11 protein-coding genes are annotated in these 12,111 nt (G+C 68.3%); 6 read left to right on the forward strand and 5 right to left on the reverse strand.

Translation table 11 applies throughout. From position 1 onward, the window contains the following. Positions 1 to 18: 18 nt before the first annotated feature. The 5 genes from OP498_RS09615 to OP498_RS09635 all read right to left on the reverse strand — a co-directional run bounded on the left by OP498_RS09615 (position 19) and on the right by OP498_RS09635 (position 5,627). A complete protein-coding gene (locus tag OP498_RS09615; RefSeq protein WP_280553367.1) occupies positions 19 to 1,212 on the reverse strand; it encodes an alpha/beta fold hydrolase in 1,194 nt (397 codons plus the stop codon). A gap of 24 nt (positions 1,213 to 1,236) precedes the next feature. Further along, on the reverse strand, positions 1,237 to 2,439 hold the full coding sequence (gene pcaF / locus OP498_RS09620) for a 3-oxoadipyl-CoA thiolase (protein ID WP_280553368.1): 1,203 nt from the start codon (positions 2,437 to 2,439) through the stop codon (positions 1,237 to 1,239). 13 nt (positions 2,440 to 2,452) lie between these two features. Beyond that, the gene (locus OP498_RS09625; RefSeq protein ID WP_280553369.1) at positions 2,453 to 3,226 is read right to left on the reverse strand and encodes a CoA-transferase subunit beta; all 774 of its coding nucleotides are present in this window, start codon (positions 3,224 to 3,226) and stop codon (positions 2,453 to 2,455) included. Beyond that, positions 3,226 to 4,071 carry a CoA-transferase gene (locus OP498_RS09630; protein WP_280553370.1) on the reverse strand — a complete coding sequence of 282 codons (846 nt, stop codon included), beginning with the start codon at positions 4,069 to 4,071 and terminating at the stop codon, positions 3,226 to 3,228. Before OP498_RS09630 ends, OP498_RS09625 begins: the two co-directional genes overlap by 1 nt. A gap of 197 nt (positions 4,072 to 4,268) precedes the next feature. Then, a complete protein-coding gene (locus OP498_RS09635; RefSeq protein ID WP_280553371.1) occupies positions 4,269 to 5,627 on the reverse strand; it encodes an adenylosuccinate lyase family protein in 1,359 nt (452 codons plus the stop codon). Between the two features lie 188 nt (positions 5,628 to 5,815). On the opposite strand from OP498_RS09635, the gene OP498_RS09640 reads away from it, so the two are divergent. From OP498_RS09640 to OP498_RS09665, 6 genes are all read left to right on the forward strand, one after another. Further along, positions 5,816 to 6,595: an IclR family transcriptional regulator C-terminal domain-containing protein gene (locus tag OP498_RS09640; RefSeq protein WP_280553417.1), complete on the forward strand. Its 780-nt coding sequence runs from the start codon at positions 5,816 to 5,818 to the stop codon at positions 6,593 to 6,595. 62 nt (positions 6,596 to 6,657) lie between these two features. After that, positions 6,658 to 7,437, forward strand: coding sequence for an IclR family transcriptional regulator (locus tag OP498_RS09645; RefSeq protein WP_280553372.1), 780 nt, complete (start codon positions 6,658 to 6,660; stop codon positions 7,435 to 7,437). A 46-nt stretch (positions 7,438 to 7,483) separates the two neighbouring features. Beyond that, positions 7,484 to 8,437, forward strand: coding sequence for an AEC family transporter (locus OP498_RS09650; RefSeq protein WP_280553373.1), 954 nt, complete (start codon positions 7,484 to 7,486; stop codon positions 8,435 to 8,437). A 121-nt stretch (positions 8,438 to 8,558) separates the two neighbouring features. Then, the gene (locus OP498_RS09655) at positions 8,559 to 10,301 is read left to right on the forward strand and encodes an FAD-dependent oxidoreductase (protein ID WP_280553374.1); all 1,743 of its coding nucleotides are present in this window, start codon (positions 8,559 to 8,561) and stop codon (positions 10,299 to 10,301) included. Beyond that, entirely contained in the window at positions 10,294 to 11,148 is an 855-nt protein-coding gene (locus tag OP498_RS09660; RefSeq protein WP_280547733.1) for a sugar phosphate isomerase/epimerase, read from the forward strand. Before OP498_RS09655 ends, OP498_RS09660 begins: the two co-directional genes overlap by 8 nt. A 40-nt stretch (positions 11,149 to 11,188) precedes the next feature. Next, a complete protein-coding gene (locus OP498_RS09665; RefSeq protein ID WP_280547732.1) occupies positions 11,189 to 12,079 on the forward strand; it encodes a DMT family transporter in 891 nt (296 codons plus the stop codon). Positions 12,080 to 12,111: the final 32 nt, after the last annotated feature.

Consider the following 12,111-nt stretch of genomic DNA (forward strand, 5'->3'; position numbering starts at 1 on the left):
CTCGACAAGCAAGACCCGTCAGGCTTCGCCGCTGCCCCAGCCCAGCTCCTTGGCCAGCGAGAAGGCATGGTTGGCCGCCGGCACGCCACCGTAGATGGCCACATGCATCAGCACCTGGCGCAGCTCCGCCTCGGTCAGGCCGATGCGCTTGGCCGTCTTGAGGTGCAAGGTCAGCTCCTCGCGACCCAGGGCGGCGAGGATGCCGGTGGTGATCATGCTGCGCTCGCGACGGGTCAGGTCGTCGTTGCTCCACAGCTCGCCCCAGGCCAGGCGGGTGATCATCTGCTGGAAGGGGGCATCCAGGCTGGTGGCATTCTCGGTGGAGCGCGCCACGTGCTCCTCGCCCAGCACCTGCTTGCGGGTCTCGAGGCCGGTGGCATAGTCGACGCCGTTGGCGCCCACGTCGCCCAGGTTTACCGCCAGCACCGCCAGCAGCTTCTCGGCGAACAGGCCCGGCACCTCCACGGAGGGCACGTGGCCGACGCCCTCGAGGATCTCGAGCGGGGCGCCGTCGCACTCGGCCGCCAGGGCCTCCAGGGTCGCCGGGGGGGTCGCCATGTCCTCGCTGCCGCCGAAGAGCTGCACCTTGACGCCCGGGTGTTGAGATAGAGGGCCGGACAGCTTGCCGGTGAAGACGTCGCGCCCCAGCATCTCGCAGAGCCGCGCGTAGGACTCGTCATCACCGCGGCCCATCTGGGTGCACCAGCCTGCCTTGAGGGCCGGCTCGGCCTCGAAGCAGGCGGGGGCGAACCAGCGTGGCACGATCTCCTCGGACATCGCCGCCAGGCCTTCCTGACGTACGCGGCCGGCACGGGTGTTCCACAGCTCGGCGTTGCCGATCACCGCCCCGGTGTTGGTCAGGGTGGCGGAGAGCAGCCGCTCGCCGTGCTGGCTGACCAGCTGCTGGCCCACCACGCCGCCGATGGAGGTGCCGGCGAAGTGGAAGCGGCCGGCGCCGGCGTGGTCGGCCAGCGCCAGGGCCTCAGTGGCCAGGTCGGCCGGGGTGATCGGGTCGTTGCCCCAGGCCTGGCTCGCGCCGTGGCCGGGCAGGTCCCAGGTCAGCACGCGGTAGCGCGGCAACAGCAGGGGCAGGACGTCGTCCCACACCGCCTGGCTCATGCCCAGCGGATGAGCCAGCATCACCAGGGGATTAGCCTCGGCGCCGAGCAGGCGATAGGCGACGCTGCGCCCGTTGATGTTCAGAAATGCCATGGTGTCTCTCCTGTTATAGCCGCTTTATACCCGCTCGATCAGGGTAGCAATTCCTTGGCCCACGCCCACGCACATGGTGCACAGGGCGTAGCGCTTGCCGCTCTTCTTGAGCTCGTGGGCGGCGGTCAGCAGCAGGCGGGCGCCAGACATGCCCAGCGGATGGCCCAGGGCGATGGCGCCGCCGTTGGGGTTGACCCGTGGGTCGTCGTCGGCAAGACCGAGGTCGCGCATGCAGGCCAGCGCCTGGGCGGCGAAGGCCTCGTTGAGCTCGATCACGTCGATCTCGTCGAGCGACACGCCGGTGCGCGCGAGCAGCTTGTTGACCGCGGGCACCGGGCCATAGCCCATGATGCGCGGCTCGACGCCGGCGGTGGCCATGCCGAGAATCTTCGCCATGGGCGTGAGGCCGTGTTGCTCCACCGCTTCTCGACTTGCCACCAGCATGGCCGCGGCGCCGTCGTTGACGCCCGAGGCGTTGCCGGCGGTGACGCTGCCGCCCTCGCGGAAGGGGGTGGACAGGCCGGCGAGCTTCGCAAGCGTGGTCTCGCGCAGGTGCTCGTCCTGGTCGAAGACCAGCGGCGCCTGCTTGCGGCGCGGGATCTCGATGGCGGTGATCTCCAGCGCGAAGCGGCCGGCCTGCTGGGCGGCGGCGGCCTTCTGCTGGGAGCGCAGGGCGAAGGCGTCCTGGTCCTCGCGGGAGATCGTGAACTGCTCGGCCACGTTCTCGGCGGTCTCGGGCATGGACTCCACGCCGTAGGCCTTCTTCATCAACGGGTTGATGAAGCGCCAGCCGATGGTGGTGTCCTCGAGCTTCTGGCCGCGGGAGAAGGCGCTGTCGGCCTTGCCCATCACGTAGGGCGCGCGGGACATGGACTCCACGCCGCCGGCCAGGGCCAGTTCCATCTCGCCGGCCTTGATGGCACGGAAGGCGGTGCCCACCGCGTCCATGCCGGAGCCGCACAGGCGGTTCATGGTGGTGCCGGGCACGGAGGTCGGCAGGCCCGCCAGCAGCGCCGACATGCGCGCCACGCTGCGGTTGTCCTCGCCGGCCTGGTTGGCACAGCCCATGAAGACATCGTCGATGGCCGCCGGGTCGAGCCCCGGGGCCTCGGCCAGCACCGCCTTGAAGATGCTGGCGGCGAGATCGTCGGGGCGCACGCTGGAAAGGGTGCCGCCGAAGCGGCCCACGGCGCTGCGCCGCGGATGACAGAGGAATACGTCGGTCATGGAGGGTCTCCTGTTACTCGCCGGCGTGCTGGCGTTCGGTTCTGTCCTTCAGCTCGCGCAGGATCTCGAGCTCATGCGCACTGGGCTCCGGGGTGCTCTCGAGCTCGCCGGCGAAGCGGATCTCCCAGCCGGTGGCATCACACACGTCCTCGCGGCTCACGCCCGGATGCAGCGAGACCACCGTGAGCTCCTTGGTCTCGAGGTCGGGCTTCATCACGCAGAGGTCGGTGATGACGCGCGTGGGCCCCTTGCCGATGTTCGGCACGCCGTCGCGGCCCTTGCCGTCGCGTCCGAAGCCCAGGGTGGTGACGAAGTCGACGTCCTTCACGAAGGCACGCTTGGAGTGCTTCAGGGTGATAAAGACCTCGCCGGCGTTGGTGGCGATCTCCGGCGCCCCGCCGCCGCCCGGCAGGCGCACCTTGGGTGACTGGTAGTCGCCGATCAGGGTGGTGTTGAGATTGGCGTAGCGGTCGATCTGGGCGGTGCCCAGGAACCCCACGCTGATCTTGCCGCCCTGCAGCCAGTAGCGGAACATCTCCGGCACCGCGACGGTGGTCAGGGCCGACTCGCACAGTTCGCCGTCGCCGATGGAGAGCGGCAGCACCTCCGGCTTGGTCTGCAGGGTGCCGGACTCGTAGATCAGCACCACGTCGGGGGCATGGGTCAGGCGCGCCAGGTTGGCGGCCTCACTGGGCAGGCCGATGCCGACGAAGCAGGTCATGCCGTTTTCGAGTGCCCGGGCGGCGGTGACGGTCATCATCTCCGAGGATGTGTAGGCGAGGCTCATCAGGCATTTCCCCCTGTCGAGTTGGCATCTTGATCGTAGACGTTCTCGTCGAGCCACCGGGTGAAGGCGTCGCGGTCACGGGCGATGGCATCCCACTCCTTGTAGAAGCGGTTGTTGCGCGGGTAGTAGCCATGGGCATAGGAGGGCAAGGCGCCCTTCTCGGCCACGGCGATGGCATCGATGGCCCAGCCCGGGATGATGCAAGTGTTGGGGTGATAGTCCGGCTCGGCGGTCAGGTCCTCGACGATCTCCTCGACGGTGACGATGCTCCGCGTCGCCGCCAGCACGGCCTCCTTCTGCACGCCGACGATGCCTTCCACCAGCACGTTGCCGGCCCGGTCGGCCTTCTGGGCGTGGACGATGGAGACATCCGGGCGCACCGCCGGCACTGCCGCGAGGCGCTCGCCGGTAAAGGGGCATTCGATGAACTTGATCTGGTCGTTGACGTTGGGCAGCTCACTGCCCACATAGCCGCGCAGCACGGCCAGTGGCAGGCCGGCGGCCCCGGCCTCGAAGGCGCAGGCCATGGCGGCGTGGCTGTGCTCTAGGATCTCGATCTTGCGGGGCCAGCCCTTCTCCACGGCGTCGCGCAGGCGGTGCAGGGAGCCCACGCCGGGGTTGCCGCCCCAGGAGAAGATCACCTTCTTCGCACAGCCCGCGCCGATCAGCTGATCGTAGATCAGGTCGGGGGTCATGCGGATCAGCGTCAGGTCGCGCTTCTTCTGGCGGATCACCTCGTGACCCGCGGCGAAGGGAATCAGGTGGGTAAAGCCTTCCATGGCCACGGTGGCGCCGTCCTCGACGTAGCGCGCGACCGCGTCATGCAGGCTGAGAAACTCGGCCATGATGGTTCGCCTCTTGCTGTTGCGTTCGGGAGGCCACCGGCCGGCCCGAAGATGTTCGTAAAGTGAACATAGGTTTGTAGTGCGAACAAATTACCGCCGTCATGCTCACCCGTCAAATCCCGCCGAGCGCGCAAGAAAAAAGGGAGGCCTGGCCTCCCCTCGCGATCAACCTGCATAAATATCGAACTTTCAGTCGATTACTTGCCCTCCAGCCAGACGATGGCACGCTGCACCTGGGCTTGACTACTGCCAAGGTATAAGGCCGGATCACTGGCCCGCTCGAGCTCGGCACGCTCGACGCGACCCGCCAGCTCTTTGTGCTCCGCGAGCAGCTGTTCGTGCAGTACCTGGGCATAGGGGCGGCCCGTCAGGCGTGCCGTCTCGGCGGCCTCGGCGCTGATCCGCTTGGCGGCGTCCTGGCCCACGACCGGGGCCAGCAGGCGCGAGACCGGCTCGGCCATGATGCCGCCGCCCGTCACCGCCAGGTTGCGCCGCATCGCCTCGGGATGGACCTCCAGGCCCTCGAGCAGCACCGCGGCCTGTTCCAGCGCGCCTTCGAGCAGCAGGGCACTGTCGAGCAGCGGCGCCCACTCGGCGTGCCACTCGCCCAGGCCCCGCTCCAAGGGCTGGGCCGCGGCGTTGAGGATCACCGTGGCATGGCCATGCACCTGGCGGGCGGCGCCACGGATCAGCGCGCAGCGCACCGGGTTGCGCTTGTGCGGCATCGAGGAGGACTCCCCCATGCCGGGGGCCGCCGGCTCGGCCACCTCGCCGAGCTCCGTCTGGGTCAGCAGCGACACGTCCAGGGCCAGCTTCTCGGCGGCGCCGGCGGCGGCATCCAGCCCCGTGGCCAGGGCATGGATCGGCTGGCGATCGGTGTGCCAGGGCAGCACGGCAGCCGCAAGGCCCAGCCGCTCGGCCAGGGCGTCCATGAAGGCGAGGCCCTGGTCGTCCCGGCCCGGCCCGTCTAGACCAGAGTGCACCCCCACGGCACCGCCGAACTGCACCGGCAGCTCGAGCCCGGCCAAGCGACGACGCGCCTGCTCCAGGCCGATGGCCCAGTGGGCCACCTTGACGCCGAAGGTGATCGGCAGCGCCTGCTGCATCAGGGTGCGGCCCACCATCACGGTCTGGTCATGGGCCTGCATCAGGCTGAGGGCCGCGGTGCGACAGCGCACCAGCAGGGCATCGAGGGCGGCCAGGCGCGGCGCCAGCATCAACAACAGGGCGCTGTCGACCACGTCCTGGCTGGTCGCGCCCTGGTGCCAGTAGCGCTTGAGCTCCTCCGGCAAGGCCGCGCGCCCCTGCTTGACGAAGGGGATGGCCGCATTGCCGCCGCTGGCGACGCCGGCGGCGATGGCCTCCAGGTCGAAGTCATGCGCCTCGAGGGTCTGGCGCATGGCCTGGCTGGCACCCTCGGGCACCGCCCCGCGGGCCTCCTGGACCTCGGCCAGGGACAGCTCGAACGCCAGCATGGCATCGACCATGGCCCGGGCATTGCACTCGGCCAGCGCCTGCTGGCTCATGAAGGGGTGCTGGATCAGGGCGGCAGGCATGACGGTCTCTCCGGGAGGTGCGTGGATGGTTGCGTGGATAGTTGCGTGGATGGTTGCGTGGGGCTCGGCCGATGGCTGGGCAGGCTTCGTCTATAGTCGCACACGTGTTCGCTGTTCGAACAAATATGCTAGATTAGACCAAGGTTCTCCGGCAACACGACCAAGGATAACGAGGGATGGAAACGGCAATGCAGGACGAGGCCCTGAGCCCCGACGATCGTGACTTCGTGACCGCACTGGCCAGTGGCCTCGAGGTCATCCTGGCCTTCGACGAGGCCCACCCACGCATGACGCTCAGCGAGGTGGCGGCGCGCACCGGCATGAACCGTGCCCGGGCGCGACGCTTCCTGCTAACCCTGCATGCGCTGGGCTATGTCCGCAAGCATCAGCGCCACTTCGAGCTGGCCCCCAAGGTGCTGAACCTCGGCTATGCGTTTCTCTCCGCCAACAACTACCGCAGCGTGATCCAGCAGATTCTCGAGGACATCACCTCCGAGTGTGGCGAGTCCTCGTCGCTGGGTGTGCTGGACGGCGACGACGTCACCTATGTGGCGCGCTCCTCGTCGCGCCACCGGCTGATGGCCATCACCCTCTCGGTGGGCACGCGCCTGCCCGCGGCCCACACCTCCATGGGGCGGGTGCTGCTGGCCCAGCTGCCGGATGCCCAACTCGACGCCTTCCTGGCGCGAGTGGTCCTCGAGCCGCATACCGACAAGACCATCACCGACAAGGCCGAGCTCAAGCGCTGCATCCTGAAAGTGCGCCAGCAGGGCTACGCCATCGCCGACCAGGAGCTCGACTCCGGGTTGCGCTCGGTGGCCGTGCCGGCCTTCGATGCCAACGGCCGGCTGCTCGGTGCGATCAACATCAGCACCAATGCCGCCCGGGTCGACTTCGACACCCTGATGCGCCAGTACCTGCCGCTGCTGCAGGAGAAGGCCCGACAGATCCGCGCCAGCGTCAGCTGATGGGTGCAAATTCCAAAACACGATTCTAGAATCAAGGTTTTCGCGACGAATGGATAGCCATCATGGCGGGTAGCCTGATCGAACGCACCCTGGGGGTGCTGGAAATCCTCTCGGAGGACGCCGAGGGCATGCCCTTGCTGGTCATCGCCGACCGGCTGCGCATTCCCAAGAGCGCGGCCCACCGCATCTGCAACGAGCTGATCCGGCTCGGCCACGTCCGCCAGGACCCGAATACCCAGCGCTACCGGCTCACCACGCGGCTGATGGCCATGGGGCTGAGCTACCTGGCGAGCACGGGAGCCAGCGACGTCCTCCAGCCGATCCTCGACCGCCTGGCCGAGGAGAGCGGCGAGCTGGTGCGCCTCTCGGTCATCGAGGGAGAACACCTGACCTGGATCGCCAAGGCCCAGGGTGCACGCAGCGGGCTGCGCTACGATCCGGACATGGGCCGCGAAGCGCCGCTCTTCTGTACCGCCAGCGGCCATGCCTGGCTGGCCGACCTCAGCGACCAGGCGGCGACGGCCCTGATCGAGGCCCATGGCCTGGAGACCGACCACCCGGTAGGGCCCGGGGCCCCGCGCACCCGCGAGGCCGTGTTCGAGCATCTGCGCCAGACCCGGGAGCGCGGCTACAGCTGGGTCAGCGACAGCATGGGGCCGGGCACCACGGCCATGGCGGCCGTGGTGCGCCACCCGCTCGACGGCCATCCCATCGGGGCACTGAGCATCGCCGGGCCCAGCGTGCGGCTCGATGCCGAGCGCGTCCAGGCCCTGGGGCCGAACCTGATGGCGGCGGCGGCGGAGCTCTCCCAGGCCAGCGCCTCGTCACGCCTGTTCAGCTGATGCCCGGCGCCAGGCGTCTGTCACCGTTACCGGCAAGGAGGCCATAGTGCTCGAGATTCTCGCCATCACCACGCCGATCTTCCTGCTGATCGGCGTGGGCTATGTGATCATGGCCAGCCGCATCATCACCCGCGAGCAGCTCCAGGGCGTGGGCACCTTCGTCATGTACTGCGCTCTGCCCTCCCTGGTGATCCGGGCCCTCAACCAGAACCCGCTCGCCGAGGTCTTCAACCCCCACTATCTGCTGGCCTATGGCCTGGGCTCGGTGGCGGTGTTCGCCTTCGCCCTGCTGCTGACCCTGGGGATCCAGCGCAAGTCGCTCGGCATCGGGGCCATGCATGCCCTGGGCATGGCCGCCTCCAACAGCGGCTTCATCGGCTACCCGGTGGCGGCCATGGTGCTCGGTTCGCCCGCCGCGGTGTTCCTGGCGCTGAACATGCTGATCGAGAACCTGCTGATCATTCCCGCGGCGCTGATCCTGGCCGAGATGGCGAACCAGAGCGGGGACGGGCTCGCTACGACGCTACGCCAGACGGCCCTGCGCCTGGTCCGCAACCCCATCCTGATCGGCCTGGTGGTGGGCGTGCTGCTCGCCATATCAGGCCTCACTCTGCCGGGCCCGCTGGCCAAGGCCATCGACATGCTGGCCGATGCCGCCGGTCCCGCCGCGCTGTTCGTGATCGGCGGCTCTTTGTATGGGCTCCAGGTCCGCGGCATGGCCTCCGACGTGGGCCAGATCGTCGTCGGCAAGCTGCTGCTGCACCCCCTTGCCGTGCTCGGTGTCTTCCTGCTGCTGCCCGAGGCGGATCCCCTGCTGCTGACCGGTGCCCTGCTGTTCGCCTGTGCCCCGATGATCAGTGTCTTTCCGCTGTTCGGCCAGCGCTATGGCCTGGGCGGGGTCAGTGCCGCCGCCCTGATGGTCGGCACCCTGGGCTCCTTCGTCACCATCAGCCTGCTGATCGGGCTATTGACCCGCTTCGGCCTGCTGCCGGTTTCCTGACCCGCTGCCAGAGCTATCGCGGATGGCGGTAACGTTTCGAGGCTGTTCCGGGCGTTCGCCTATTGATTAAAGTGGAACATTGTTCTAGATTATTCTGGAACAGCATTCCAGAGGACCGGCAATGGCCGACAGACAGCAAGACGTCGATCTGGTGGTGGTGGGCTCCGGCGCGGCCGGCCTCGCCGCCGCCGTCACCGCCGCCTGGCATGGCCTCAAGGTGGTGGTGGTGGAGAAGGCCGAGGGCCTGGGTGGTGCCACTGCTTGGTCCGGCGGCTGGATGTGGGCCCCGCTTAACCCCCTGGCCAAGGCCGCCGGGATCGACGAGGCCCCGGAGACGGTGCGCACCTACCTGCGCCATGAGCTGGGCGAGCGTTACGATCCCGCGAAGATCGATGCCTTCCTCGACGCCGCCCCGAAGATGGTCGCCTTTTTCAACGAGAAGACCGCCCTGCAGTTTGCCGACGGCAACGCCATCGCCGATGTCCATGGCGATACCCCCGGTGCCGGCACCGGCGGGCGCTCGGTGATCGCCGCGCCCTTCGATGGCCGCCAGCTCGACAGGAAGACGCTGAAGAAGCTGCGCAAGACCATGCCGGAGACCGCCTTCCTGGGCATGCCGATCCAGGCCGGGCCGGATCTGATGGCCTTCCTGACCGTTACCCGTTCGTTCCGGTCCTTCGTCCACGTCGCCAAGCGTGTTACCCGGCATCTCCATGACCTGGCCCGCTACGGCCGCGCCATGCAACTGGTCAACGGCGTGGCCCTGACCGGGCGACTGGCCAAGTCCGCCGATGCCCTGGGGGTCGAGACCTGGGTCTCATCGCCGGCAAAACATTTGATCAAGGAGGGCGCTCGAATCACCGGCGTGGTCGTCGAGACGCCCGACGGCGAGATGACCCTGACCGCTCGGCGCGGCGTGGTGCTGGCCGCCGGCGGCTTCCCCTGGGACGTCGAGCGGCGCCGCGAGCTCTTCCCCCGCACACCCACAGGTAAGGAACACTGGCCGTTACCGCCCCCCTCCGCCAGTGGCGACGGCCTGCGCCTCGGCGAGTCGGTGGGCGGCGAGATCGACACCGGCCTCTACTCGCCGGTGGCCTGGGCGCCGGTCTCCGTGGTCCCCTACCCGGACGGCCATGTCGGCCACTTCCCGCACATCATCGACCGCGGCAAGCCGGGCATCATCGGGGTGCTGAGCAATGGCAGGCGCTTCGTCAACGAGGCCGCTGGCTACTACGACTACGTTGACGCCATGGTCAAGGCGGTACCGGAGAACGAGGAGCTCTGTTCCTGGCTGATCTGCAGCCACCGCTTCCAGCGCCGCTACGGGATCGGCATCACCCGACCGGCCCCGGTGCCCTTCCGGCACTGGATCCGCAAGGGCTATCTCAAGGCCGGCAAGACCCTCGAGGAGCTGGCCCGGAACTGCGGCATCGACCCGGACGGGCTCGCCGCCACCGTGGCCGAGTACAACCGCCACGCCGCCCGCGGCGAGGACCCGGAATTCGGCCGCGGCTCCACCCCCTACAACCGCAAGAGTGGCGATCCCGCCCACGGTCCCAACCCCTGCGTGGCGCCCCTGGACCGGGGCCCGTTCTACGCGGTGAAGGTGGTGCCCGGCTGCTTCGGCACCTTCGCCGGCCTCAAGACCAATGAGCACGCCCAGGTCCTGGATGCCCGGGGCCTCCCGATCGACGGCCTCTACGCGGCAGGCAGCGACATGGCCAGCATCATGGGCGGCTACTATCCTGCCGGTGGCATCAACCTCGGCCCGGCCATGACCTTCGGGCATATTGCCGGCCTGCACGCCGCCGGCCAGCGCGCGACCGGCTCACCCGAGACACCTGGCGAGAACGCCGATGCATGACCGCCCCTTCTCCCTGGCCGCCCTGACCGTGCTGGAGTTGTCTCCTCCCGCCATGGTCGAGGTGGCCGCCCGGGCGGGCTACGATGGCGTCGGCCTGCGCCTGATCCCCGCCACCTCAGAGGAGCACCATTTCCCGCTCGCCCACGATACGGCCCTGCGGCGCCATACTCGGGAGCGACTACGCGATACCGGCCTGAGAGTCGTGGATATCGAGATCCTGCGCCTCAAGCCCGAGACCCGAGTCGGCGAGGACTTTGCCCGAATCCTGGAAATCGGGGCAGAGCTGGGCGCCAGCGAGGTGCTGGTGGCCGGCAACGATGAGGATGCGACTAGGACCATCGACAACTTCGCAGCGCTATGCGAACTGGCCAAGCCGCTGGGGCTGAATCCGCACCTCGAGTTCATGCCCTGGACCGGCGTGAAGAACCTCTCCCAGGCGCAGCGCATCGTCGCCGCGGCCCGGGAGGCGGGCCGGGATAACGCCTTCCTGCTGGTGGATGCCTTCCACTTCAATCGTTCGGCCAGCCCGATGGAGGAGCTGTCACGGGTTCCCCGTGAGTGGATGCGCTATTCGCAGCTATGCGACGTGGCCGGCCCGGTCCCCGACGACATGGCGGAGATCCTTCGCGAGGCACGCCAGGAACGCTGCTTCCCGGGTGACGGTGATATCGACCTGCCGGCCCTGCTGGCGAGGTTACCCCGCGACCTGCCATTGAGCCTGGAGATTCCCACCGAGGGGCTTCGTCGCCAGGGTATCAGTGCGCTGGAGCGCGCCTGCCTGGCACTGCAGAAGGCACGGCGAGTGGTGGAGGCCTGTTCACCCGACACTTACCCTAAACATCGTTAGCTTGCTAGTATTGAAGTCTCGCCCACGTCCCGGGAGCCCCATGGCCATCTCTCCCCCTCTAGTTCCTGCACTACCCGCTGATCGCCCACTGCTCGGCATCGCCTTCATGCTCGCCGCCGGCCTGCTGTTCGTGCTGCTGGATACCGGCGTCAAGTGGCTCGGCCAGGACTACTCCCCGATCCAGGTGGTGTGGGCCCGCTATGCGGGACACATGCTGGTGCTGTCGGGTTACCTCGCTTGGCTGGGGCTACCGCGCTGCCGTGAACTGATGCGTACGGAATCGCTCTTCGGTCAGGTACTGCGCGGCCTCTTGTTGTTCGGCGCCAGTACCTTCGCCTACCTGGCGCTGCGCGAGCTGCCCATGCTGCAGGTCTATGTCATCAACTTCAGCTCCCCGCTGCTGGTCACCCTGCTGGCCATCCCGCTGCTCAAGGAGCGGGTGACCCTGGCACGGGGCCTGGCCGTCGCGGCAGGCTTTGTCGGCGTGATGATCGCCGTGGGACCGGTGGACTGGCGTGCCCAGCCTGCGGCGCTGCTGCCCTTCGGGATGGCCTGCTGCTTTGCGCTCTATCAGCTCGCCACGCGACGCTTCGGCCGCCACGATCACCCCTTGACCTCGCTGTTCTATGCCGGCCTGGCAGGCGCCCTGGTCAGCTCGGCCATCGTCCCCCTCTTCTGGACGCCCATCGCCCTCGGCGACCTTCCCCTGTTTCTGGCCGTCGGCATCCTGGGCGCCGTGAGTCAGTTGGGGCTTATCATGGCCATGCGCTGCGCCCCGGCCTCGCTGGTCTCGCCCTTCCTCTACCTGCAGATCGTCTGGGTCTCGGCGGCAGGGTATCTGGTCTTCGGGGACGTACCGCTACTGCAGACCTACCTGGGTGCCATCCTGATCATCGGCGCCGGCCTCTTCCTCGCCACCCGGCGCAGCTAATGCCGGCGTCCGACGGCATGACCTCGAGGCAT

The organism is Halomonas sp. 25-S5 (genome assembly GCF_029889845.1).
Classification (GTDB): domain Bacteria; phylum Pseudomonadota; class Gammaproteobacteria; order Pseudomonadales; family Halomonadaceae; genus Halomonas.

Bases quoted from the DNA above. Each gene is read 5' to 3' on its own strand.
- OP498_RS09615 (WP_280553367.1), bottom strand. From the start codon at position 1,212: ATGGCATTTCTGAACATCAACGGGCGCAGCGTCGCCTATCGCCTGCTC.
- pcaF (WP_280553368.1), bottom strand. From the start codon at position 2,439: ATGACCGACGTATTCCTCTGTCATCCGCGGCGCAGCGCCGTGGGCCGC.
- OP498_RS09625 (WP_280553369.1), bottom strand. From the start codon at position 3,226: ATGAGCCTCGCCTACACATCCTCGGAGATGATGACCGTCACCGCCGCC.
- OP498_RS09630 (WP_280553370.1), bottom strand. From the start codon at position 4,071: ATGGCCGAGTTTCTCAGCCTGCATGACGCGGTCGCGCGCTACGTCGAG.
- OP498_RS09635 (WP_280553371.1), bottom strand. From the start codon at position 5,627: ATGCCTGCCGCCCTGATCCAGCACCCCTTCATGAGCCAGCAGGCGCTG.
- OP498_RS09640 (WP_280553417.1), top strand. From the start codon at position 5,816: ATGCAGGACGAGGCCCTGAGCCCCGACGATCGTGACTTCGTGACCGCA.
- OP498_RS09645 (WP_280553372.1), top strand. From the start codon at position 6,658: ATGGCGGGTAGCCTGATCGAACGCACCCTGGGGGTGCTGGAAATCCTC.
- OP498_RS09655 (WP_280553374.1), top strand. From the start codon at position 8,559: ATGGCCGACAGACAGCAAGACGTCGATCTGGTGGTGGTGGGCTCCGGC.
- OP498_RS09660 (WP_280547733.1), top strand. From the start codon at position 10,294: ATGCATGACCGCCCCTTCTCCCTGGCCGCCCTGACCGTGCTGGAGTTG.
- OP498_RS09665 (WP_280547732.1), top strand. From the start codon at position 11,189: ATGGCCATCTCTCCCCCTCTAGTTCCTGCACTACCCGCTGATCGCCCA.